Raw genomic sequence first — 23670 nt, 5'->3', positions numbered from 1 at the left:
TCCGGGCCCTAGTGTCGACACTAGGTGCTGGTCGATCGTGAAGGGGGAGGTGACGCCGGTGGCGCGGATTCCGGAGACACGAGGCGGGGGAGAGGTGGCCGAGCGGATTCGGCGCCGGCGGCCGGGCGGGCGGCTGCGGCCCATCGACCGGGTCCTGCTGCACTCGCCACCGGTCGCCGACGGCTGGAACACGCTGCTCGGCACCCTGCGCGGCGGTACGGCCCTCCGCCCCGACCTGCGTGAGCTGGTGGTGCTGCGGATCGCCGTGCTCAACGGGGCGGCGTACGAGTGGGACTCCCATGTGGCCGACGCCGAGCTCGCCGGGATCGGCCCGAAGCTGCGGGCGGCCCTGCGCGGTGACGATCCGCCGCGGCCGGACCAGTTCGACGCGGTGCAACGGCTGGTGCTGGCGCTGACCGACGCGATGACCCGCGACATCACGGTGCCCGACGACCTCCTCGAGGACCTGCGTTCCCGCCTGGGCACGTCCCAGCTGGTCGAGTTGGTGGTGACGGTGGCGGCGTACAACATGGTCTCGCGGGTCATCGTCGCCCTCGGCGTCGACTCCCCGGCGGCCCCGCGATGACCGGCGGGGAGCCGGGCTCCGGCGCGCCACGGTCCGCTGCGCCGGCCGGTCCGGAGCGGGCGGGCCGGCTGGCCGGGAAGGCTGTGATGATCACCGGGGCCGGGAGCGTCGGGCCCGGCTGGGGCAACGGCCGGGCCGCCGCCGTCATGTTCGCCCGCGAGGGCGCCCGGGTGTTCCTGATCGACCGGGACGCCGCCGCGCTCGACGAGACCGTCCGGCAGATCGCCGACGAGGGCGGCGCCGCGCGTACCCGGCTCGCCGACGTGACCGACCCGCAGGCCGTGCAGGACGCCGTCGACGCCTGCGTGGCGGAGCTCGGCGCCCTCGACGTGCTGATCAACAACGTCGGCGGCTCCCGGGCCGGCGGCGTCGGCGAGCTCAGCGTCGAGGACTGGAACGCCCAGCTCGAGGTCAACCTGACCAGCGTCTTCCTCGGCTGCAAGGCCGCCGTTCCGGTGATGCGCGCCTCCGGCGGCGGCGCCATCGTCAACGTCTCGTCGGCCTCCGGGCTGCGGTACACCGGCGCCGCCCAGGTCGCGTACGCCGCCGCCAAGGCCGCGATCATCCAGCTCTCCCGGGTGACGGCGGTGCAGTACGCCCCCGACGGCATCCGGGTGAACACGGTCGTTCCCGGTCAGCTGCACACCCCGATGGTGGAGGCCCGCCTGGCCGGCCAGCGCGCCGGCGGCGACGTCGCCAAGCTGCTCTCCCAGCGTCAGGCGCGCATCCCGCTCGGCTTCATGGGTGACGGCCGGGACACGGCGTACGCCGCCCTCTACCTGGCCAGTGACGAGTCCCGTTTCGTCACCGGCACCGAGATCGTCGTGGACGGCGGAATGACGGTGCGCTGTGACTGAGCTGGCCACCCCCGCACCGAACCCGCATCCGTCGCCGGGCAATCCCGGGCCGCATCCGGCGCCGAGCCGTCCGTCGCTGGTCCTTCCCCCGGGGGCGACCGACGCCCACTGCCACGTCTTCGGCCCCGCTTCGCGGTTCCCCTACGCGCCCGGCCGCACCTTCACCCCGGTCGACGTGCCCTACTCCCGGGTCCAGTCCACGCAGCGGGCCCTCGGCTTCGAGCGGGCCGTCATCGTCCAGTCCTCCGGCTACGGCACCGACCATCGCGCGCTGCTCGACGCCCTCCGCTCCGACCCGGCCTCGCTCCGCGGGGTGGCCCTGCTCGGCCCCGGCGTCGATCCGGCCGAACTGGACGCCGCCGGGGTCTGCGGCGCCCGCCTGCACTTCCTGGATCATCTGGGCGGCGCCCCCGACCCCACCCGCATCCGTACGTCCCTCGACACGATCGCCGAGATGGGCTGGCACGCCGAGATCCACGTCCAGGGCCTGGGCATCGTCGAACACGCCCCGATGATCGCCGCCATCCGCTCCCGGGTGGTGATCGACCACATGGCCCGGGTGGACCTCCACGACGGCGTGGACGGTCCCGCGGTCCGCGCCCTCTCCCGCCTCCTGGACCGTGGCAACATCTGGGTCAAGCTGAGCGGTGCCGACCGCGTCTCGCTCTCCGGCCCGCCCTACCATGACGCGGCAGCCCTGGCCGCCCTGCTCGTCGACCGTTTCCCGGAGCGGGTCCTCTGGGGTACCGACTTCCCCCACGTCAACATCACCGGCCCGGCCCCGGACGACGGCCTCCTGGTCGACCTGCTCACCGAGATGGCCCCGACGGAGTCCCTGCGCCACCGCCTCCTGGTCACCAACCCCACCGACCTCTTCGGCTTCTGACGAAACCCCGCACCGGGCACCGGGACCCGCGCCGGCTGACCAGTCAGCTGGCGCTGAGGGGTGTCTCGGGCCTGCGGACACACCCCTCAGCGCCAGCCAGGACCCGGCGGCCGGGCACCCGGGGTGTGCCCGCGGGGCCCAGGCACCCCTGAACGCCGAGGGCGGAAGGCTGACGGCGCCAAAGGGTGCCACGGACGGCCGGGGGCGGGCAGGGCGCCGGTCGGGAAACGGGGTGACGGGGGCCGGGGGTGGGCAGGGCGCCGGTCGGGAAGCGGGGGTGACGGTGTCCGGGTACGGCGAAGGCCCGGTGCGGGCTGAAGGTGGGGCGCCCGCACCGGGCCGTTCGGGGCGGAGCCGTCTACACGGTGAGGGTGATGGCACCCGTGTAGGACGACCCCGGCGTGAGGGCGGTCTCCACCCCGTCGACGGTCAGCACCGGAGCGCTCCCCGAAGCGGTGACGATCGACGAGTCCGCGCTCAGCGTGAGGGCGCTCAGGTACGACGTACGGGAGACGCTCCAGACCGAACCGCTGCTCAGGGTGACGATCACGCCGTTGTTGACCACCGCCGTCGGGGTGTTGGTGACGACCCCGAGCTGGTCGTAGTTGTCGAAGTTGATCGGGCTCTCCGGGTGCACGGCACGGCTGGCCGAGATCGTGCCGGTGACCCGGGCGTCGGTGAAGGTGAGCACCAGGTTCTGGCCCTGCAGGTTGCCGACGCCGCCGCCCAGGACCCCGTTGTAGAAGTCGCCGGCCAGGGTGATGTGCGAGAACGATCCGGTGGCGTCGGCGGTGTGCACGACCGCCGGATCGAAGGTGGCCGACTTGACCGGATCGGCGGTCGGCTGGACGTACGACTTGGTGTACTCCGCCGACCAGGGCTTGTCGGTGACGGCGACGCGGCCCGGGTTGTCGTTGTCGATGATCTGGTAGAGGACGCCGTTGCCGGTGGAGAGCGTGGCGCCGGCCGACCCGTCGACGAAGACCGAGGAGGCGACCGCCTTGGAGAGGAACGTCGTCTGATCGGTGTGCAGACGGGTCCGCCCGTCGATGTGGACCGGCCCCGTCGAGTGCCACATGAACCCGAACTTGCGGGACGTCAGCCGGGACGGCCGCGACTCCACGCAGCGGATATCGGAAGCGGTCAGGCCGAGACCGAGACTGGTGTTGAGGGTGTCCACGGTGGCCCGGCTGCTGTCGCCGTAGTGCATCCCGGCGCTGCCCCAGATGATCGCCACGTAGGTGGCCACGTCGAGGGTGACGCCCAGGAAGTACTCGGTCGGGTTGCCGATCGCGTACGACCCGTACCCGTCGGTGCCGGTGTGCCGCCCGGTGCTGTTGACCACGACCAGCACGATGTCCTTGCCACCGTAGGCGCCGCTGTCGATCGACCACAGCGCCCAGTTCTCGTTGGTGATCTGGGTGTTCAGGTAGGTCGCGCGGGTGTTGACGCCGAGCGTGTTGGTGGCCCGCACGGTGCCGTACATCCCCAGCAGCCACGGGCAGGACATCATGAACGCCGGGTCGCCGGTGTTCTCGTACTCCTCGGGGAGCACGCCGTCCTTGACGCTGATGGTGCTGTTCTTGACCACGAGCACGGCGCCGTCGTCGGCCACGATGCCGTCGCGGACCACGCCCTCGTTCCGGATGGTGGCGCCGTCGACGACCAGCGTGGTGCCCGCGCCGCTGCCGACGATCCCGCTGCCGTACCCGACGAAGTCGCACCGCCCGTTGCCCGTGAACGCGATCGCCGGCTTGGTCAGCGTGTACGACCCACCGGCCACCCAGACCCCGTTGAACGCCTGCCCGCGCGAGGTGATCGAGACCCCGGACGCCTCGCTCAGGCCGACGCGACCGCCCCGCACCGCGGCGAGCACCGACTTCGCGCTGCTCACGCCGTCCGCGTCGACGTAGAGCGCCTGGCGGATCGGCCACTCCGAGCCCTGGTAGGTGATCAGGTTCTCGGCCGCCACGGTGACGACCACCTGTCCGCTGTAGGTGCCCGCGGCGATGTACGTGTGGATGCCGTCGTCGACGTAGAGGCTCTCCAGTGTGGCGCCGACCTCCACCCCGTCGACGGTCACGCTGAGGTCGTAGCCGTCCGGCGCGGCGAGGGCGCCGCCCTCTTCCAGGATCAGCCTCCCGTACGTCGAGGTGCTGCTGAACGTGTAGGTCTCCCCGGCACCGACGGTGAGGGCCGGTGCCTTCCGGGGTGCCGCCACGGCCGGTCTCCCGAACGGGGCGATCAGTGGCGTGGTGACGGCGGCGGCCGCCGCGACGACGAGGACGCGTCGTCTCGAGAGGTTGGGCCGCGAGAGTGTGGTGGGTGGCTCGGGAGTGGTGGGCACCGATCTCTCCTTTGCTCGGCACGGCGTCGTGGGACGTCACGACGCTCGGCGACGGCCGTGCGCCGGTCCGGCGGGGAGGGAGCGGTGGTCCCTGCCGGAACGGGCCGTCAGCGCATGGCTGGGACACTAATGTCGACAGATTGACGGGTCAAGTGACCAAGCACGGCCTTCCTTGTCGCTTCCCGGTGGTAACTGTCGACAGAAAAGCATTCGTGGGAGTACGAGTACGTGTCTCGGGAGGGTGATGCCCCGGGTTTCCGGCCCGGTCCGGCCCGTCGTGTGCTGGGCTGGGGATCATGTGCCCGCCGCCGTCGCTGCCCAGTGGTGCCGAGATCGTCGAGGATGATCCCGGTGCCCCGCGCGGGATCACCCGGCGGCGGTTCCTCGGCTCGGCCGGTACGACGGCGGGGGTGGGTGCGAGCCTGCTCGCCACCGGGGGGATCTCCGGGTTCGCGTTCTGGCGGGCGCGCCGGGGCGATCCGGCGGTCACCCGGTCCTGGGCCGGGCGGCGGCTCACCCTCACGACACCCAGTGGGGCCTGTGACGCGCCCCTGGTCATCGCGTACGAGAAGGGGTTCTTCAAGGATGTGGGTCTCGACGTCGTTCTGAAGAAGACCGGGAACGACGAGGACGTCACGGCGGCGGTGGGGTCGGGGAAGTACGTCGCGTCGAACGGGATCTTCTTCAACTACCTGGGGCCGATCTACAACGGGACGCCGATCCGGCTGAGCGGCGGACTGCACCACGGTTGTCTCGACCTCTACGCGCGCGACGACGGGTCGGTGCCCACGATCGCGTCGCTCAGGGGGAAGCGGATCGGGGTCAGCAGCCTGCAGGGGTCGGCGACGAACTTCTTCTCGCTCGACCTGCTGGACGCGGGGATCAATTCCAGTCCCGAGGCCGGACAGGTCGAGTGGGTGGTGATCGAGCAGAGCCTGCTGCCCCAGGCGCTGGAGGACGGGCGGGTGGACGCGATCGCGACGGCGGGCGGGTACCTGCCGATCATCGAGGCGGTCGAGCGGGGCTGGGCGCGGGTGCTGTCCAGCAACAACGACAGGACGATGAGCATGAACGCCCACCAACCGTGCTGCGCGGTGGCCCTGAACAGCGACTTCGTCAGCGAGGACCCGGTGACCGCCGGGAAGCTGGTGACCGCGTGGGCCGAGGGGGCGCGGTGGGCGGGACGGCACCTCGAGGAGACCGCCGCGATCGAGTCGAACCGGAACTACGTGGCGGGCACGCCCGAGGAGATCCTGCAGGTGCTGAAGACACTGACCTTCGACCCGTCGCCTGCGAACCTGCGCGAATCGCTGCTGCCCGGCATCGAGAAGTACGTGAAGACGGGCTTCCTGCCCGCCGGAGTGGACCCGAGGGCGCTGGCCGACCGGGCCTTCGTCGACCTCGGCCTCGACTTCTGATGACCGCCGTCCCCATCCGGGTGGCGCTGGACCGGATCGCGAACCCCGGCCGGGTCGACCCACTGCTCGCGGTGGCGGGCACCCTGGCCTGGGCCGGATTCGCCGCGGTCACCCGCTACGTCCCGGATCGCGAACCGCTCGCGTTCGGCGCCTTCACCGCCGGCGCCGGACTGCTCGTCGCGGTGATCTGGGCGACATCATGCCTGGCCGGCAGCGCCCGGCCGCGCGTGAAACGGCTCGCCGCCTGGTGCTACGGCGCCGGACTCTGGCTCCTGGTCTGGGAGATCGTCACGGCCAAGACGCAGCTGCTGGCGCCGCCGTACTTCGCCGCGCCCCAGCAGATCCTCGGCCGCATGTGGACCGACCGGGTGATCCTCTCGGAGAGCCTCGGCAACTCGTTGTTGCTGCTCATGGCCGGTTTCGTGGTCGGACTCACCGCCGGGCTGATCACCGGTGTGGTGATAGGGTGGTTTCAGGCCGCCAACTACTGGGTCCACCCGATCCTGGTCTTCCTCGGCCCGGTGCCGTCACTGGCCTGGGTGCCGATCATCTTCGTGCTCTTCCCAACCGCGTACTCGGGCGCCGTCTTCCTGATCGCGTTCAGCGTCTGGTTCCCGATCACGGTGCTGACCAGGGCCGGAGTGCTCGGCGTGCCACGGTCCTACTTCGACGTGGCGCAGACGCTGGGTGCCCGCGGCTGGTTCCTGGTGCTGCGCGTCAGCCTGCCCGCGGCGCTGCCGAGCATCTTCACCGGCGCGTTCATGGCCCTCGGCGCGTCCTTCGTGAGTCTCACCGTCGCGGAGAACTTCGGCGTCAACTCCGGCCTGGGCTGGTACCTCAACTGGAAGAAGGGCTGGGGCGACTTCCCCGCCGTCTACGCGGGCATCGTGGTTCTCGTGGTCGTCTGCGGCGTTCTGCTGACCATTCTCTTCCGGGTCCGGAATTGGGTGCTGCGCTGGGAGAAGGAGCTGACCCGATGGTGAGCGGTGCCGCCGTCGACGTGGTCGGGGTGACGCAGGCGTTCCGCACCGGCGGCCGCGATCTGCCGGTCCTCGACGACGTATCAATATCGGTCAGTCCCGGAGAGTTCGTGGCGCTGATCGGCCCCAGCGGCAGCGGCAAGTCCACCCTGATCCGGCTCCTCGCGGGCCTGGACCGGCCGCTCTTCGGCGACGTCTACGTCGACGGGCGGCGCGTCGGCGGCCCCGATCCGGAACGCGCCCTCGTCTTCCAGGACCCGACGCTGCTGCCGTGGCGCACCGTCCGCAACAACGTCGCGATCGGCCCGCAGGCGCGCGGCCTTCCCGTCATCGAGTCCGCCCGCCGCGTCGACGAGGCCCTCGAACTGGTCGGCCTGACCGATTTCGCCGATGCGTGGCCGTCCCAGCTCTCCGGCGGGATGGCCCAGCGGGCGGCCCTGGCGCGGGCCCTGGTCAACGAGCCGTCGGTGCTGCTGCTCGACGAGCCCCTCGGCCGGCTCGACGCCCTGACCCGCCGCGTGCTCCAGTCCGAACTGCACCGACTCTGGCGGCAACGCGGCTTCACGGCCGTCCTGATCACCCACGACGTGAGCGAGGCACTGGTCCTCGCCGACCGGGTGGTGGTCTTCTCCCCACGCCCGGCCCGGGTTCTCCGGGTGGTCGAGGTCGGGTTGTCCCGCCCCCGGGACCAGGCCACCCGGGAGTTCGTCACGCTCCGCGAGCAGATCCTGGCCCTCCTGGAGGACCGTGCCGCTGTCTGACTCTGGTCACCCCAGGCGTCTCGCTTCCCGCCCCTTCCGCGGTACGCCGTCCGCGCACCCGACCGCTCAAAAGGCGGTCGTCTCCGGAGAATCGGATCCGTCGGGCGCGGCGGGTTACGAGGGCTGATCCTTGATCGCGGCGAAAGCGGCTTGCAGATCCTCCATCTCGGCCTGGGTTCCGATGCGGTCGCGGGTGTCCGCGTGTAGGCGATAACGGTCCAGGGTGAACGCGAGGAAACCGCGGTCCACGTTCAGCCACTGTCCGGGTGGGCGCCGCGGGAAAGGGCCGTCCCAGGGGTAATGAGAATGGCGTCGGAGGCCGTGAAGAGTCATGCCGTCGCGGTTCAGGGTGAGCCGGGGGCGGGCCGTCATCAGTATCGCGATGAACGGGGTTAAAAGGGCGATTCCCAGAAGTAGGGAGAAGCCGGATACCGCGACGGTGTCGAAGTCGGCGATGGCGCCGGAAATCGCGCCGCTCGCGATATAGGCGAACACGACGACGAGCGGGCCGATCGCGGTGGGGGTCGCGTTCGCCGAGAATTCGCGCTTCTCCGCGTCGACGGCCCACAGCCGTGGTGAACGCCACGGTGGACGGAGGACCAGCGCATAGGCGCCGAGCGGCACGATCAGGCTCAGGAACCCGATCAGTGTGACCAGGAGCAGGGCGTGCCCCGACGAGAAGCTCGCGACGAGAAGGGGACGAATCCAGACATCGGAGATGATGCGCAGCACCACGGTGAGCGCCGCGAAGAAAAGGGTCAGCCGCTGGGCCGATTTCAGGGACACGGCGCAGCGTAACAGGCCCGATCAACGGGGTGGTGTCGACGGATTTCGGTCGCTTTTTGAGCGTGGCGGGGGCGCGGACGGCGTACGGGAAAGGGAAGCGGAAGAAAACGGACCAGGTCTGGGGGAGGGGGGTTTGGAACCGGAGTAGCGCGACCACGGGATGATGCGGGACGCGAGGAGGCCGCCGACAATGAATACAGCGGCGAGGCCGAGCCAACCGGGGCGGCCCCCGCCGGCGAGCAGGGGAAGATGCCGGCGATCAAGGGAAGAAGGCGTCGATGTCGGCGAGCGGCTGCCATCGCGGGTTCCGGTCCTTGTCGATGATCTGAGCGCGGACGCCCTCGGCGAAGTCCGGGAATCGCAGCATCCGCGCCGAGAGGTGGTACTCCTGGGCCAGGGCGGCGGTCAGATCCGGCAGGGTGGCGGCGGTGCGCACCGACCGCAGGGTGACGGCCAGCGAGGTCGGCGACTTGGTGGCGATCTCCTTTGCCGCCGCCTGCGCTCCCGGCGCCGGATGCCGCGTGAGCCGCTCGACGATCTCGCCGACGCTGTCCGCCGCGTAGCAGACGTCGATCCACTCCCGTGCGTCAGCGAGATCACCCGGCGGCACGGCCGCGAGCGACGTGTGGCCCGGCGCTGCGGCCGCGAGGGACGTGTGGCCCGGCGTTGCGGCCGCGAGGGACGTGTGGCCCGGCGTTGCGGCCGTGAGCAGCGTGACCGCCTCGTCGGCCGGTCGCTCGGCCAGGGCCAGCGTCAGGTGCGGCAGGCGGTCGGACGGGATGAAGTGGTCGGCCAGGCCGGCGAGGATCGCGTCCTCCGCGCCGACCGCGCCGCCGGTGAGGGCGAGGTGCGTGCCGATCTCGCCCGGCGCGTGTGCGAGCAGCCAGGATCCGCCCACGTCCGGGTGGAAGCCGATGCCGACCTCGGGCATGGCCAGCCGCGACCGCTCGGTGACCAGCCGCACCGAGGCGTGGCCGGCGATCCCGATCCCGCCGCCCATCACGATGCCGTCCATCCAGGTCACCACCGGCTTGGGGTACGACGCCACGGCGGCGTTCATCCGGTACTCGTCGGCCCAGAAGGCGAGCGCGCCCTCGCCACCGGAGACCGCGTCGGCGTGCAGCGCCCGGATGTCCCCGCCGGCGCAGAGTCCGCGTTCGCCGGCGCCGGTGATCAGGACGGTGCGTACCCGATCGGAGGACTCCCACCGATCGAGCGTGCGCCGGACGTGGCCGACCATCTCGGCGGTGAGCGCGTTGATCGCGGCGGGCCGGTTGAGCGTGAGATGCCCCAGGTGCCCGGTCACCCGGGCGATCACCGTCGGGGTGGCCTCATCGTCGCGCACGGTCGTCCCCTCCGCTGTACGGCACGGTCAGGGTGAGCTTAGGCGCCGGGTGTGCCGCCTCGTCTGCAGGCGCCAGAGCTTTCGCCGCAGCCGGGCGTTCTCCTCGGTCAGCTCCCGGATCCGCCGCAGCGCCTCCCCGTCCTCCCGGCCCGCCGGCGCGGGGCGTTCGGCCGCGACCTCCCAGGCGCGGAGCCAGGCGCGCACCGCGTCGCCGTCCGGCACGCCGCAGGCCTCGGCGAACCAGCCCACGAAGTTGCGCCCCGGCGCCCGCTTCCCGGAGAGCACCTCCGAGATCGTGGTCCGCTTCAGTAGCACGTCCCGCCGTCCGGCCCGCTGCTGCCGGATCGCCCACGCCTCCAGGTCCCGGAGCGACGGCTTCCCGGCCCGGGCATGCAGTCGTCGCAGCAGCGCCACCAGCTCCTCCATGGTGGCGGCCGCCGCGGGTTCCAGGGGGTCGTGACGGTGCGGCATCGATCGATAGCTTAGAGCAACATTCGTCGATGAAGTGTCGACACGCCGGATTCAGAGCCCGGCCTCGTCGAGAGCCTTCGTGGTGAGATCGCGGCCGATCTGGATCATCTCGGGGGCGCGGTGGAAGTCCATCACCCGGCAGGACGTCACCGGGATGGTGACATGGACGTCCGGCGGGAGCCCGGCCATCCGGTACCGGGCGATCAGGTCCTGCATGGCGTCGAGCGAGAGCGAGAGGACGTCCGCGATCCGCAGGTCCGCGGGGAGCGCCGGTTCGGGAACGGGGACCTCCAGCGCGTCGCGGCGGAAGATCTGGCGCAGGCGTACCCGCCAGTCCTCCACCCACTGCGGCTGCGCCGTCGTCCGTACCGGCGCCGCCGACTCGCTCGCCGGGCGCGGGGCCTGCAGCGACACCGCCACGGTCAGGTCCGCGCCGGCCGCCGCGGTCGGCTCGATCGGGACCGGGTTGAGCATGCCGCCGTCCGCGAGTAGCCGTCCGTTGATGACCACCGGGGTGATCACGCCCGGAATGGCGATCGAGGCGCGGATCGCCGAGCTCAGCGGTCCCTTCTGGAACCACACCTCACGCCGCGCCGCGATGTCGGTGGCGACCGCGGTGTACGGGATGGGCAGGTTCTCGATCTCCACGTCGGTGAGGAAGCCGTTCAGGTGGTTGATCAGCCGGTCGGCGGCCATCGCGCCGGGGGACGCCCACTTCGGGTCGATCAGCCGGAGCACGTCGCGTTGCTTGAGCCCGGTCGCCCAGGCGGTGAACTCGTCCAGCCGCCCTGCCGCGAGGATCCCGCCGACCAGGGCGCCCATCGACGACCCGGCCACCGCCGCGATCTCGAAGCCGCGCTCGTTGAGGACCTGGACGGCGCCGATGTGCGCGTAACCGCGGGCGCCGCCGGACCCCAGAGCCAGCGCGACCCGCCGAGGCTGGGACATGATCAGGATCGTACGGCCACGGTTCTGGCTGGTCCTCCGGGGTGTGTCGAGGCCGCGAGGCACCCCGGAGGACCAGCCACCGGGGTGGGCGTGTCGAGTCATGGACTCTGGTCTCCGCCGGGGTGGGTTTGGGCAGAGCATGAGGGCGACGCGCCGTCCCGAAAGAAGCCCGCGATGGCATTCCGTGCGATATCCGCCTTCATGTCCAGACTGTCGGCCGTGCTCCTGCTCCTGCTGTCGCCGGCCGTGCTGTCGCCGGCCGTGCTGTCGCCGGCCGTGCTGTCGCCGGCCGTGCTGTCGCCGGCCGCGCTGGCGCCGTCGCCGGCCCCGAGTGCGGGAGCGAGCGAGAGGTGCACCGCCGAGGACCACACACCGTCGGTCGGCGCATCCTCGGGATGGCCCGGCGACAGGGTCACGATGACCTTCTGCCCGTTCCGCGACGGGGTCCTCGAGTTCGGCGACTGCTCCGTCGACGTGGCCACCGGCACGGACAAGGTGTCGTTCGACTGCGGCGATGTGGACGAGAAGGACGGCATCGCCCCGGTCGTGACGTTCACGGTGCCGGAGAAGGCCAGGCCGGGTGGACTGACTCTGATCTGGCACTACTGGTACCGCGCCCATGAGGGGCTGATAGCGGAGGAGGGCGCGAAGGGGGAGAGGGCCGCGGGCAAGCTCGAATTCGAGGTGCTGGGGGCGAGCTTCGAGGTGACGCCGTCGGCCTCTGCCGGGCTGCCGGGCACCGTGATCACTCTCAGTCTCCGCAGCGCGCCCGCCGAGGTGCGGATCACCGGTTGCGAGGCGCGGCTGCTGGGCGCGACCGGGTCGTGCGGTCAGGACGGCCGGGACTGGACGATCACCGTGCCGCCGCCGGACGGGACCGAACCGTCCGAGTTGAGCTGGACCATTCGGTACCGGGCGGGCCAGGTCTTCGAGGGCGAGGCGCCCGGCGTCCGGGAGTTCGCCATCGAACCGTGGCCGCCGCCGGTGTTCGATGTGACGACCGACCGGAAGACGATCGGGCCGGCGGAATCGGTCGTCGTCACGTTCGCCTCCACGACGGCCGGCGTCACCGTGGACACCTGCTCGGTCACCCTGGTGGCTCGGGTGCCCTGCGATCCCAAGACCAAGACCGCTACGGTACGCATCCCCGCCGACCGGTCACCCGGCGCCGCGGAGATGACCTGGAAGCTCACCTACCGCACCACCCGTTCCGGCGATCAGGGTGACGGCGCCGAGGGCACGGTGGCCGTCGAGGTGGTGACCCCGCCGCGGCAGTTCGTGGTGACGATCGAGCCCGCCGCGGCGGCACCCGGCGAGCCGCTCACCCTGACCTTCACCTCGGCCACCGAGGGGGTCGCGATCACCGGCTGCCTTGCCGCCTTCGCGAGCACCGCGGGCAACCGGTGCCGCCACTCGACCCGGCGCTGGTTCGCGCAGACCCGGGTGCCGGAGGACGCCGTACCGGGAACCGCCGTGCTCCGCTGGGGGATCGCCGCGCGCAACACGGCCGGCGCCGAGCTTTCGGACAACGGCGCGCTCGACTACACGGTGCTGGCCCCGCCGACCGTCAAGCCGTCGCGTACCACCCCGACGCCGACCGATAGGGATCAGGAGGAGCCCACCGAGCAACCCACCGAGCAACCCACCACGGAGCCGACCGGGGTGCCCACCGAGGACTTTGCGGTGACCACCGATCCCGAGTCGGCGGCGCCCGGCGATCCGGTCGTGGTGGCGATCGCCCCGGTGAACCCGGCCACCGAGATCAGCGGCTGCACGGTCGCGTTCTCCGGGCACGGCGACGTCTCCTGCCGCCGGAGCGCCGGTACCTGGGCGGCGACACTGACCGTGCCGCGCCGTGCCGACCCGGGAATCCTGCCGCTGCGCTGGAGGGCGGGTTCACGCACCGGAACGGTGGACTACGAGGTCCTCGGCGGCTCGCCCGCCGCGGCGTTCTCGGTGCTGCCGGATCCGGCAGCCGCGCCGGCCGGCACCACGGTCCGGCTGGCGCACACCTCCCTGGTCGAGGGCGTGGAGATCACCGAGTGCAGCGCCGGCTTCTCCGACGACGACATGCGGGCCTGCGACCGTACGCCGGACGGCTGGGTCGCCGAGCTGACGATCCCCGCGTCCACGCCGCCCGGCCGGACGCAGGCGCGGTGGCGCTTGGCGTATCAGCAGACCGGCGGCGCCGGGACGGCCACCACGAACGGCCTGACCCTGTTCGAGGTGCTGCCGCCGGAGCCGGCCCCGCCGGACCCGCCGGTGCCGCTGCTGGCCAAGATCCTGCTCGCCGTGCTCGCGCTCGTCCTGCCGTTGCTTCTGGCCCCGGTCCGCCAGCGGATCCTCGACCTGTTCCGCCGCGTCCGGAGCGAGCACCGCGCGGACGACGGCGCCGACGACGATCCCGCGCGCGGGGTGACCGCCGTGGTCGTGGACGGCCCGCGGGGGCCGGTGATAACCGCCGAGGACCGGGAGCGACCCGCGTTCCACCTGGTCAGCGTGCTGCCGACGATCGACCCGACGATCCACGAGGGGGTGCCCCGATGACCGGCTCCGTGAACCTCCGCGACGTGTTCTTCGACGACCCGGCCGCCGCCGCGGAGGCGATCTCCGCAGCGGTGCTGGGCCGGCCGGGCGGCATCGGTGACGTGCTGCGGAGGATGCCCGAGGCGACCCGGGCGGGCGCGCTGACCCGCTTCACCGAGGCCGCCGAGGGGCTGCTGACGCAGGACGTCACCGAGGTGTTCTGCGCCGGCTGGTCCCGGCACCGGGACATCCGGGCGGCCGCGCTGGAGAGCCTCGCCGATCCGGAGGCCAAGCGGACGGTCGGCCTCGCCGCGCACACCCTCGCGCTGAACCACGAGCCCTCGATCGAGCTGCGGTTCGGCCAGCAGAAGCTCGCCACCGTCAGCCTGCAGATCCACCTGGAGGCGGTGATCCGCAGCCTCCAGGTGACGGTACGGGCCGGTCGTCTGGTCGCGGTCGGCGCCGGGACCTGCGACGTCGGCGGCACCCTCGGGGTCGGCGGGGTGACCGTGGCGCAACGGCAGCGTCCGCTGAGCCTGCTGCTGCCGCTCACCGTCCACCTCGGCAACGGCTGGCCGCTGGTGGACGGCGCCTGACCGGCGGCCACTCCCGGTGCGGCGGCGCCTGACCGGCGGCCACTCCCGGCGTGGCGGCGCCTGCCGTCCGACGTACCGGACGGCCGGCACGCCCGGCGGTGAACGCGGGCAGCCCCGCACCGCCCGGGCTCTGGTTGACGATCTCGCCGGCCGCCCAGCGCTGCTCCGGGTCGTACGGCGTCACCCAGAGGTGTCGCGTGGCGAAGGCGCCGCGGCGGGCGATCACCGAGCCGGGATCGGCGAGCAGGGTCGGCCGGCCCTCGGGGCAGAGCGCGTACGCGACGTCCTGGCCGAGCCGGTTCTGCCGGTCCGGATTGCCGACCAGCCACGTCCGGGCGCGCAGGTTGTCCGCGGTGCGCTGGGCGTCCGCCTCGGTCCGCAGCCGGGTGCGCCGCGGCGGTGGCGGTCAGTGCTCCCCGGCCGGAGGCGCCCCTGGACACCCTGGCGGCGGCCCGGGAGTGCGCGGTCGGCCTGACCCCTCTGCTGGGGTGATGGCCCGTGTCAGGTTCTCCTCCACCCGGTGCAGCACCCGCAGGGCGTCCGCGCGCTCCGCCTCGGTCAGGTCGCCGACGGTCTGCTCCTCCACCTGGGCCCAGATCCGCTCGACCTGCTCGCGCAGGGCCAGGCTGGCCGGGGTCGGCACGACGATGCTGGCGCGCCGGTCGTCGGCGCACGGGCAGCGGCGGACGAAGCCGGCGTGCTCCAGGCGCTGGATGGTGCGGGTCATCGTGGCCGCGTCCGAGCCGAGGACCTGGACCAGGTCGGCCTGGCGCTGCGGCCCGCCGTTCCAGAGCTGCATCATCACGAGTTCCTGGCCGGGGTGCAGGCCGACGCGGCGGAGTAGTTGTCCGGCCAGCATCCGATGCAGGCGGGCGACCCGCACGATCGCGTTGGTGATGACTTCGTCCTGCGCCACAGGAAGCATTCTATCCCGTGGCGCGCAATGTGACGCACGTCGCACGCAGTGCGGGAATCCGCCCGGGAGGGATACCTGTTCGAACAGGTAAATCGCACCGAGGTACGGAGGATCACCATGGCTACCGCGTTCGACTCGTACGACCTCGCCGGCACCAAACTGGCGAACCGGATCGCGATGGCGCCGATGACCCGCAGCCGCGCGTACGGTCCCGGTCTCAGCCCGACCGAGCTGACCGCGACGTACTACGCGCAACGGGCCGGGGCGGGATTGATCATCACGGAGGGCACCCAGCCGTCCGTGGTCGGCCAGGGCTACACCCACACCCCCGGACTGCACTCCGACGAGCAGGTCGCCGCCTGGCGTACGGTCACCGACGCCGTGCACGCCGCCGGCGGAGTGATCTTCGCGCAGCTCATGCACGCGGGCCGGATCGGTCACCCGAGCACCCTGCCCGGCGACCTGACCCCGGTCGGCCCGTCCGCGGTGAAGCCGGCCGGGCAACTGTTCACACCGGCTGGGCTCAAGGACTTCGAGACCCCGAAGGAGCTGACCCCGGCGGAGATCGAGCAGACCGTCGCCGACTTCGCGGATGCCGCCCGCAACGCGATCGCGGCCGGCTTCGACGGCGTCGAGATCCACGGCGCGAACGGCTACCTCGTGCACCAGTTCCTGTCGTCCAGCGCCAACGTGCGTACGGATGAATGGGGTGGATCCGTCGAGAACCGGGTCCGCTTCGGCGTCGCGGTGGCGTCCGCGGTGGCCGCGGCGATCGGCGGTCACCGGGTCGGGTTCCGGATCTCGCCGGCGAACCCGTACAACGACATCGCCGAGCAGGAGACCGACGCCCTCTACCAGTCACTCCTCGACGGGCTCGCGCCGCTCGGGCTGGCGTACCTGCACCTGGTGGAGAGCGACGACCCGGCGCTGACCCGCAGCCTGCGCGCCCAGTGGCCGTCCACGTTCGTGCTCAACCCGCGCACCTATCCCGCGGTCACCGGCCCGGAGGCGCTCGCCCTGATCGAGGACGGCACCGCGGACCTGATCTCCTACGGCGCCCTCTTCCTGGCCAACCCCGATCTTCCGGTACGCCTGGCCGCGGGTGGCCCGTTCAACGACCCGGAGCGCTCCAGCATGTTCGGCGGCGACCACCGGGGCTACACCGACTACCCGACCCTGGCGGGCTGAGACATGGCCGAGTTCAGCGACGCCGAGCGGGAGTACCTGCTCAGCCAGCGGCTGGGCCGGATGGCCACGGTCGACCCGCACGGCCAGCCCCAGGCGAACCCGGTCGCGTACCGGCTCCAGGAGGACGGCACGCTGCTGATCGGCGGGTTCCGGATGGGCACCTCCAAGAAGTGGCGCAACCTCCAGCACAACCCGAAGGTCGCCCTGGTCGTCGACGACGTGATCAGCGTGAACCCGTGGCGCCCCCGGATGGTCGAGATCCGCGGCACCGCCGAGCTGCTGGTCGGTCCGCACGACCTGGGTGAGCACTTCAGCCCCGAGGTCATCCGCATCCACCCCGAGAAGATCATCACCTGGTTCGGCCCGGAGTGAGAGGACGGGCGGCCCATGCCATCGCCGCGACGGCGCGCTCGGCGAGCAGGGCCGCCCGGCCACGACCATCCCCGCCCCCGCGCGGCACGGGCGGCCTGCGGTCAGCAGGACCAGGCCTCGAGGCGGGTGAGGATCTCGCGGCCGGTTTCCGCGGACTCCTCGACGGCCAGGGCCAGCGCCTGGTCCTGGAGGCCCTCGGCCAGGGGGTACGGGGGCGGGCCCTCGCCGCGGACCCAGGTGAGCATGGCGGAGAGCAGGGTCAGGGTGGCGATCTCGTCGTCGTTGAGACGCAGGCCGGGGAACGGGTTGCGGTACACCACGCGGTCGCCGAGCGCGATCGTCTCGGTGTCGAAGCCGTTCAGGTCCAGGTCGTGGCCGCTCTGCCGGCGCACCAGCGGGGTTCGGGTCACCGTGCGCGCGGCGGGCATGTGGACGATCGTGTCGTCGTGCAGCTCGCCGTGCGTGCCGCGGACCAGCAGCCGCCGGGAGCGCAGCAGGTTGCGGGTCTGGTTGGTGGTGAAGTCGTAGACCGCCGAGCGCCCGTCGCCGAAGTCGAGCGTGGCGATCGTCGTGGTGGCCGGTCTCGGTTCCTCGTCGTCGGTCCATCCGGAACGGTCGAGCGGGTTCAGCAGCGGTGCCACGGTCCGGACGGCGCGGACCGACGCGGTGGCGTGGCCGGCGCCGAGCAGGCCGCGGATCAGGGACATCGCGTGGTGCTGCTGCGTCGAGGAGACCTGCACCTGGGTCGGCGTGCCGATGATCCCGGAGCGGACCGCGTTCCGGCGGGCGGCGTGCGCGGGCATCAGCAGGTACTGCTCGGCGATCTGCACCTGACCGGATTTGCCCACCTCGGTCCAGAGCTCGCGCAGGCCTGCGAGATCCGTGGCGGGTGGTGTCTCGGCGAGCACCGGCAATCCCAGGCTCACCGCTTCAGAGATCAACCCCGCGTTTGCGGTACGCGGCACCGCGGTGATCAGGAAGTCCGGGCCGGTCGCGCGTACACAATCGGACAGGTCGCCGAACGTGGGCACCGGCAGCTCCCGCCCCTGCGGGTGCCGGACGACCGCGCCGACGCAGCGGAGATCGGGGAGGGCCCGGGACAGCCGGTGGTACGCCGCGGCCCGGAACCCGAACCCGGCGAGAGCGAATCTCGTCACGCCTCCACCGTAGACAGCGCCTGTTTCAGCGGGCCGCGCCGCCCGTACTCCCAGATGGTCAGCGCGAGGCAACTCAGCACCATCCCGGCGACGCTGATCGCGGTCCAGCCGCCGGCCGACCAGAGCACCGTCGCCGCCGCCGAACCGGCCGCGCCGCCGAGGAAGTTCGCGGTCACGTACACGGTGTTCAGGCGGCTGCGGGCCTCGTGCGAGATGGCGAACATCCGGGTCTGGTTGAGGATCTGCACGCCCTGCATCGCCACGTCCAGCAGCAGGATGGCGAGCAGGACCAGGACGACCGAGTGCCCGGCGAACGCGGCGACGCCGAACGCGAGCAGGATCACGGCCCAGCCGATGCCGGTGGCCGGGAGGGACCAGCCGCGGTCGTGCAGCCGTCCGGCCCGCTGCGCGGCGACCGCGCCGGCCAGTCCGGCGAGCCCGAACAGACCGATGGTTGCGGCCGGGTAGCCGAAGGGCGGGCCGCTGAGCAGGAACGTCAACGCGGTCCAGAACAGGGTGAATGCGGCGAAGCCGGTCGAAGCGAGGGCTAAGGTCCACCGTACGGAGGTCTCGGAACGGACGACGGCCGCGACCGACGCGAGAAGCGCCGGATAACGCAGGCTGGTCTTGGGCTCGAGGGCCGGAACGGCCCGGTAGAGCGTCGCGGCGAGCACCACGGTGAGGACGGCGGCGGCCAGATAGACGGCACGCCACCCGGCGACGCCCGAGACCAGCCCGGCGATGGTGCGCGAGGTGAGGATGCCGGTCAGGATGCCCGAGCCGACGATGCCGACGATGTGCCCGCGCCGGTGGTCCGGGGCCAGGTCGCCGGCGAGCGGCACCAGGATCTGGCCGGAGACGGTGGTCAGGCCGAGCAGCGTGATCGCGACGAGCAGGAACCCGATCGACGGGGCGGCCGCGCAGAGCACCAGCGCGACCGAGGCCAGCAGCATCATCGTGGGGATCAGCTTGCGGCGGTCGAGGACGTCGCCGAGCGGTACCACGAAGAGGATCCCGGCGGCGTACCCGAGCTGGGTGAGCGTTATCAGCCAGCCCGCGGTGCCGTGCGTGGCGTGGAGATCGCCGGCGATGGTGTCGAGCAGCGGCTGGGCCCAGTAGAGGTTGCCGACCGCGGCTCCGGCGGCGACGGCGAAGAGGAACGGATTCACGCTCCCATCACACCGGTTCGCCGCGGCGGATGGGAGTCAGCCGGTAAACGGGTACTGCCAGGGCCCCTCTCCCGGACACCGGCCGGGCCCGGGTCAGAGGGGGAGAGCGCGGTAGTGGGTGGTGAGGTGAACCGGTGGGCGGCTCGGTGCGTAGGGCTCTCGTCCCGCTCACCGTGACCGACGGAGGATTCATGGCGCCGCCCAGTCAGCCGAACCTGATCATCGGATCCGTGATCTACCAGACCGTGCCGCACGTCCGGCTCCCGGACTCGACCCTCACCGCGGCGCAGCAGATGCAGTACGGGCTCGCGACGATCCGCGACGATCTCGCCCGCCTGCAGGGGCAGGACGCGAAGAGGACCGGGGTCGATCCCCGGGCGCTCGCCTCCTCCGCCCAGCACGTGGCCGGCCAGGAGAACGCGACGTACGCGGCACTGAAGGCCGAGGGCCAGGTCCATCCGAACTGGGGCATCGGGAACAACCGGGCCATGCCCACTCCCGGGATGATGGAATTCTCGATGACCAACGCGATGGACCGGATGTACGCCGGCCAGGCGGTACGGCAGGTGACCGACGCGCACGCGGATCTACGCCAGCTCTACCAGGACCGGAGGCTCCCGGCCTCGATGGCGCTCGTCGGTCAGGCCGAGGCCCTCGAACGGCAGACCGGTTCGCCGTCGGCCTTCCCGCAGCCCGACCGCCTGCCGACGTTCGTACCGACCACCGTGCCGGGCGGCAAGCAGCCGCTGGGTACCCGGTTCTTCTCGCCGGTGCCCCAGTCGCCGTTACCGGACAGCCACTACCACGCCGCCGAGGCCCACCTGGCCGGTCTGACCGTGCTCGGCGACGAACTGAAGGCGCTCCAGAAGCTCGGTCCCCGCAACTCCGGGGTGGACCCGAAGTCGATGGAGAGCGCCATGTCGTACTGGAAGCTGCAGAACCAGATGACCGGGAACGCGGTGACCCGTCTGGACAAACCCGGCGGGGAGATGAGGGTCGCCGTGGCGCGGGAGGTGCTCCGGGATCCGGTGGCGATGCAGGCGGCGGGGCAGTTCATGCGGGACATCGTGGAACGGGGGCACATCGAGATCCGGCAGATCCAGCGCAACGGCCTGCTGCCCCAGACGACACACCTCGGCGACCAGGTGAAACCGGCACCGGCCGTGGTCACGTCCGCTCCGGTGGAGAGGGCGCCGGCCCAGCAGGCACCGGTGCCGGCCCAGCAACCGCAGGTGCCGGCCCAGCAACCGCAGGTGCCGGCCCAGCAACCGCAGGTGCCGGCCCAGCAACCGCAGGCGGCGGCCCAGCAACCGCAGGCGGCGGCCGGGCCGGCGTCGGACTATCCGGCGCACCTCAATCCGTTCCGGAACATGACCAGCGCCGCGAAGCAGGCCGCTCCGGCGGCGCCCGTCTCGGACTATCCGGCGCACCTCAACCCGTTCCAGAACAGGAGCAGTGCCGCGAACCTCGGCAGCGAACGCCCGTTCCAGGCGCCCGTGGTTCCCGGACGCCCGGCGCAGCCCCTCCCGCAGGCCCCGGCTCCGGCGGTGCAGAACCAGGCGCAGTCTCAGCAGCGGTGACGTTCGCCGGGGACCGGGCCCAGGTCGTTCAGGGTCCAGCCGTGTGGGTAGACCGACGCGACGATCCGGTCCACCGGGCTCGGCTTGCCGGGGACCGGATCGGGGGCCGGGCCGAGCCGGCCGATCGCGCGCATCAGCCCGTCGGAGATCCGTTTCCGGGACCCGGACGGAACCGGGTAGCCGCAGCCCTCGAGGACGCGTGGTTCCACCTGGGCGAGCAGGACCGACGTCGCCGGCGGGCGCAGGGGACGGGGGACCAGGGTCGCCACGTACGTCATGAAACCGTCCGCGAGTCTGCGGTTCTGTGGCTCGTACGCGATCTGCTCCTGAAGGTATTCCTCCCGGAACGCACGCATCTCGGGGAGTGTGCCGGGTAGCGGGCGATGTGAGCCGAACGCGCGGGCCTCGGCGCTGTAGTGGATGCGGAGGGCCTCGCGTTCGATCGCGGAGACCTCTCGCCAGCCGAAGCGGTCGGCGATCTCCAGGGACATCAGCGGGGCGTCGCAGCCGACCGCGATGAAGTCGTCCGGGTGGATCGGGTACTTCCGGTGCATGGCGTTGACGTGGCGGGCGGCGTCGCGTCCCGGGCCGGGCTGCAGGCCGTGCTCGAGGACGGCGCCGGTGAGCAGGGAGGTGTCGACGAAACGCTTGGCGGCGTGCCGCTCGAACTGGCCGGTGGCGCTCAGGATCCGCGACATCCGGGGTACGGCGAAGGTCATCAGATTGCCGGTGACCGCCTGGAGCAGCATGATCGTCGCGAAGTCGAGGTAGAAGAGGCTGGTTATCTCTCGATGGTCGGTCTCGGGATCCAGTGTCGCGATCCGGCGTGACCGGTCCTGGCTCCTGCGCATGCCCCCAGTCTGCCGGTATTCACGGCGATCTACGTGGCTTTGTTGATACGAGGTTACCGGCCTGGACATTTCAGCCGGATCCACCCGCATGTTCACCATTACTCGTCGCTATCACAACGGCACTGATCATTAGGGAAGTGCCGGGCCCCAAAGGGTTGCTCAGTGTGATCATCGTCTCTGTCGGATTGATCGCTCCGGGCCTCCCCGGCGCGGGTGCCCGGTCCGGCGGTCCATCGTGGGCGTGCCGCGCGACGGTCGGGAACATCGGCGTGGGTGAGAATGGGAGCGCGACCACTGTTGCCGGAGCCGCTGTTCGGCGCGAGGTGATGTTGCAGGTCAGGGTCTTCTCGGTCGGGCGGAGCCGGCTCGCTCGGGGCGTTCTCGGGCCGTTCGCGGCGCCCGGCGGAGGGTTCCGCGGCGCCCGGCGAGGCCCGCTTCGGCTCGCCGCCGCGACTCTTGTGGCTTTAGTGAGCCTTTGGTCCGGCAAGTCTCAGGCCATTCACAGCTTCAACAAGGGGGGCAACCCGGGCTATCGGCGTTGAAATAGATTCACTATTCTTCCCGCCGCGGGCTGGATGCAGACCATCGTTCCGGGGGCTGCCGCGCCTTGCCGTTCATCGTCGAGGAGTCATGCATGACAGTGGCACCCGAACGGGCTGCTGGCCAGGTTCTGGCGAACGGTCCGGCCCCCAAGGGTGGGAAGGCGCGTCCGAAGAAGCCCAAAAAGGTCAAGGGCCCCAAGGCGCCTTTGTGGGCCAAACTGGTCACTTCGCTGGGCGCGGTGACTCTGGTGGCCGCGGGGGGCACCGGTGTCGCCGCCGAATACCTCCTCGACAAGGTCAACGACACGGTCCAGACCTCGAGCTCGGTGCTGAGCGACACCGACGGCGTCGGCGTGACCAACGTCAGCGGCAAGCTGCCCGACGGCGCGCTGAACCTGCTGATGCTCGGCCTCGACACCCGTACCGGGTGGGAGGCGAGCGGGCTGGGCTCCCGGTCCGACACGATCATCGTGCTGCACATCCCGGCCACGCACGACAAGGCCGAGATGATCTCGATCCCCCGGGACACCGAGGTCAGCATCCCGGCGTACAAGAAGACCGACTACGCCGGTTCCACCGACAAGATCAACGCGGCCTTCTACTTCGGGTCCCGTGGCAGCGGTGGCTGGGAGGGTGGCGCGGCGCTCGCGGCCAAGACCGTGCACCAGCTGACCGGGATCAGCTTCAACGGCGTCATCGTCATCGACTTCTCCGGCTTCAAGGACATCCTCGAGGCGCTCGGCGGCGTGTACATGTGCGTCGACCAGGACATGTGGTCCAGCCACTACGTCGTCGACTCCAAGGGCAAGGTCACCTACGCCAAGGGTGCCGACCCGACCTCCCCGCCGAGCAACGCCCTCTGGTTCAAGAAGGGCTGCCGGAACATGAAGGCGTGGGAGGCCCTGGAGTACTCCCGCATCCGGCACTCCACCAACGGCGACTACGACCGTCAGCGTCACCAGCAGCAGCTGCTGCGCGCGATGGCGAAGAAGGCCACCAGCAGCGGCGTGCTGACCAACTTCTCCAAGGTGTCGAAGCTCGTCTCGGCGGCCGGCAACTCGCTGAAGATGGACACCGGCGGTGTGCAGCTCACCGACTTCTTCTACGGGCTGAAGGACATGGCCACCGCCGACCTGGTGCCGATCCGGACCAACAGCGGCAGCTTCGTCTCGAACGGCGGCGGCGAGGGCATCAACGACGTCACCAAGGAACTCTTCCAGGCGGCCGCCGACGACAAGGTCGAGGAGTTCCTGCTGGGTCACCCCGAGATGGTGATCGAGACCGGTTCCTGATTCTTCCCGTACGCCGTTCCTGAGCGTTCACGCGTACCGCATATGGCCGGGATTCCTTCGGGGGTCCCGGCCATTTCCGTCAGTGACAATGTCGTC

Annotated in this window: 22 protein-coding genes; 12 read left to right on the top strand and 10 right to left on the bottom strand. The window is 71.3% G+C overall.

Annotated features, from left to right (window positions below):
- Positions 1-58: 58 nt before the first annotated feature.
- From AB0M08_RS12770 to AB0M08_RS12760, 3 genes are all read left to right on the top strand, one after another.
- Positions 59-586, top strand: a complete 528-nt coding sequence (locus tag AB0M08_RS12770) for a carboxymuconolactone decarboxylase family protein (RefSeq protein WP_364492194.1) — start codon at positions 59-61, stop codon at positions 584-586.
- Between the two features lie 86 nt (positions 587-672).
- Positions 673-1443, top strand: coding sequence for an SDR family NAD(P)-dependent oxidoreductase (locus AB0M08_RS12765; protein ID WP_364492192.1), 771 nt, complete (start codon positions 673-675; stop codon positions 1441-1443).
- On the top strand, positions 1436-2329 hold the full coding sequence (locus AB0M08_RS12760) for an amidohydrolase family protein (protein WP_364492190.1): 894 nt from the start codon (positions 1436-1438) through the stop codon (positions 2327-2329). The genes AB0M08_RS12765 and AB0M08_RS12760 overlap by 8 nt, the downstream gene beginning before the upstream one ends.
- A 358-nt stretch (positions 2330-2687) precedes the next feature.
- Here AB0M08_RS12760 and AB0M08_RS12755 read toward each other — a convergent pair whose 3' ends face one another.
- Entirely contained in the window at positions 2688-4676 is a 1989-nt protein-coding gene (locus AB0M08_RS12755; protein ID WP_364492188.1) for a hypothetical protein, read from the bottom strand.
- A 296-nt stretch (positions 4677-4972) separates the two neighbouring features.
- Between AB0M08_RS12755 and AB0M08_RS12750 the strand changes: the two genes are divergently transcribed.
- Genes AB0M08_RS12750 through AB0M08_RS12740 form a run of 3 tightly spaced genes read left to right on the top strand, consistent with a single transcriptional unit; the run spans position 4973 to position 7835 of the window.
- Positions 4973-6094, top strand: coding sequence for an ABC transporter substrate-binding protein (locus tag AB0M08_RS12750; protein WP_364492186.1), 1122 nt, complete (start codon positions 4973-4975; stop codon positions 6092-6094).
- Positions 6094-7077: an ABC transporter permease subunit gene (locus tag AB0M08_RS12745; RefSeq protein WP_364492184.1), complete on the top strand. Its 984-nt coding sequence runs from the start codon at positions 6094-6096 to the stop codon at positions 7075-7077. The genes AB0M08_RS12750 and AB0M08_RS12745 overlap by 1 nt, the downstream gene beginning before the upstream one ends.
- Positions 7071-7835 (top strand): ABC transporter ATP-binding protein, encoded by a 765-nt coding sequence (locus AB0M08_RS12740; protein ID WP_364492182.1) that lies wholly within the window; start codon positions 7071-7073, stop codon positions 7833-7835. Before AB0M08_RS12745 ends, AB0M08_RS12740 begins: the two co-directional genes overlap by 7 nt.
- 114 nt (positions 7836-7949) lie before the next feature.
- On the opposite strand, the gene AB0M08_RS12735 is transcribed toward AB0M08_RS12740, so the two are convergent.
- The 4 genes from AB0M08_RS12735 to AB0M08_RS12720 all read right to left on the bottom strand — a co-directional run bounded on the left by AB0M08_RS12735 (position 7950) and on the right by AB0M08_RS12720 (position 11385).
- Positions 7950-8621 (bottom strand): hypothetical protein, encoded by a 672-nt coding sequence (locus tag AB0M08_RS12735; protein ID WP_364492180.1) that lies wholly within the window; start codon positions 8619-8621, stop codon positions 7950-7952.
- A gap of 259 nt (positions 8622-8880) precedes the next feature.
- Entirely contained in the window at positions 8881-9966 is a 1086-nt protein-coding gene (locus tag AB0M08_RS12730; protein ID WP_364492178.1) for an enoyl-CoA hydratase/isomerase family protein, read from the bottom strand.
- A gap of 27 nt (positions 9967-9993) precedes the next feature.
- The gene (locus tag AB0M08_RS12725; protein WP_364492177.1) at positions 9994-10437 is read right to left on the bottom strand and encodes a hypothetical protein; all 444 of its coding nucleotides are present in this window, start codon (positions 10435-10437) and stop codon (positions 9994-9996) included.
- 51 nt (positions 10438-10488) lie between these two features.
- A complete protein-coding gene (locus tag AB0M08_RS12720; RefSeq protein ID WP_364492175.1) occupies positions 10489-11385 on the bottom strand; it encodes a patatin-like phospholipase family protein in 897 nt (298 codons plus the stop codon).
- A gap of 201 nt (positions 11386-11586) precedes the next feature.
- Here AB0M08_RS12720 and AB0M08_RS12715 point away from each other — a divergent pair, with 201 nt between their 5' ends.
- On the top strand, positions 11587-13932 hold the full coding sequence (locus AB0M08_RS12715) for a hypothetical protein (RefSeq protein ID WP_364492173.1): 2346 nt from the start codon (positions 11587-11589) through the stop codon (positions 13930-13932).
- Positions 13929-14507 (top strand): hypothetical protein, encoded by a 579-nt coding sequence (locus tag AB0M08_RS12710; RefSeq protein WP_364492171.1) that lies wholly within the window; start codon positions 13929-13931, stop codon positions 14505-14507. The genes AB0M08_RS12715 and AB0M08_RS12710 overlap by 4 nt, the downstream gene beginning before the upstream one ends.
- Here AB0M08_RS12710 and AB0M08_RS12705 read toward each other — a convergent pair.
- Both AB0M08_RS12705 and AB0M08_RS12700 read right to left on the bottom strand, forming a co-directional pair.
- Positions 14461-14889, bottom strand: a complete 429-nt coding sequence (locus tag AB0M08_RS12705; RefSeq protein ID WP_364492404.1) for a hypothetical protein — start codon at positions 14887-14889, stop codon at positions 14461-14463. The genes AB0M08_RS12710 and AB0M08_RS12705 overlap by 47 nt on opposite strands.
- A 24-nt stretch (positions 14890-14913) precedes the next feature.
- A complete protein-coding gene (locus AB0M08_RS12700) occupies positions 14914-15423 on the bottom strand; it encodes a MarR family winged helix-turn-helix transcriptional regulator (protein WP_364492169.1) in 510 nt (169 codons plus the stop codon).
- A gap of 117 nt (positions 15424-15540) precedes the next feature.
- Between AB0M08_RS12700 and AB0M08_RS12695 the strand changes: the two genes are divergently transcribed.
- Both AB0M08_RS12695 and AB0M08_RS12690 read left to right on the top strand, forming a co-directional pair.
- Positions 15541-16611: an alkene reductase gene (locus AB0M08_RS12695; protein ID WP_364492167.1), complete on the top strand. Its 1071-nt coding sequence runs from the start codon at positions 15541-15543 to the stop codon at positions 16609-16611.
- Between the two features lie 3 nt (positions 16612-16614).
- Positions 16615-16983, top strand: coding sequence for a PPOX class F420-dependent oxidoreductase (locus AB0M08_RS12690; protein WP_364492165.1), 369 nt, complete (start codon positions 16615-16617; stop codon positions 16981-16983).
- A 101-nt stretch (positions 16984-17084) separates the two neighbouring features.
- Here AB0M08_RS12690 and AB0M08_RS12685 read toward each other — a convergent pair whose 3' ends face one another.
- Entirely contained in the window at positions 17085-18140 is a 1056-nt protein-coding gene (locus tag AB0M08_RS12685; RefSeq protein ID WP_364492163.1) for a Gfo/Idh/MocA family oxidoreductase, read from the bottom strand.
- Positions 18137-19309, bottom strand: a complete 1173-nt coding sequence (locus AB0M08_RS12680; protein ID WP_364492161.1) for an MFS transporter — start codon at positions 19307-19309, stop codon at positions 18137-18139. Before AB0M08_RS12680 ends, AB0M08_RS12685 begins: the two co-directional genes overlap by 4 nt.
- Positions 19310-19500: 191 nt before the next feature.
- On the opposite strand from AB0M08_RS12680, the gene AB0M08_RS12675 reads away from it, so the two are divergent.
- Positions 19501-20889 (top strand): hypothetical protein, encoded by a 1389-nt coding sequence (locus tag AB0M08_RS12675; protein ID WP_364492159.1) that lies wholly within the window; start codon positions 19501-19503, stop codon positions 20887-20889.
- On the opposite strand, the gene AB0M08_RS12670 is transcribed toward AB0M08_RS12675, so the two are convergent.
- Positions 20877-21740: an oxygenase MpaB family protein gene (locus AB0M08_RS12670; RefSeq protein ID WP_364492157.1), complete on the bottom strand. Its 864-nt coding sequence runs from the start codon at positions 21738-21740 to the stop codon at positions 20877-20879. The genes AB0M08_RS12675 and AB0M08_RS12670 overlap by 13 nt on opposite strands.
- Before the next feature lie 634 nt (positions 21741-22374).
- Here AB0M08_RS12670 and AB0M08_RS12665 point away from each other — a divergent pair.
- Complete coding sequence (locus tag AB0M08_RS12665) at positions 22375-23574, top strand: LCP family protein (protein ID WP_364492155.1); 1200 nt, start codon at positions 22375-22377, stop codon at positions 23572-23574.
- The last annotated feature ends 96 nt before the right edge of the window (positions 23575-23670 follow it).

This window comes from Actinoplanes sp. NPDC051851, assembly GCF_040681165.1.
Taxonomy (GTDB): Bacteria; Actinomycetota; Actinomycetes; order Mycobacteriales; family Micromonosporaceae; genus Actinoplanes.
This window is presented reverse-complemented; position numbering and strand designations above follow the sequence as displayed.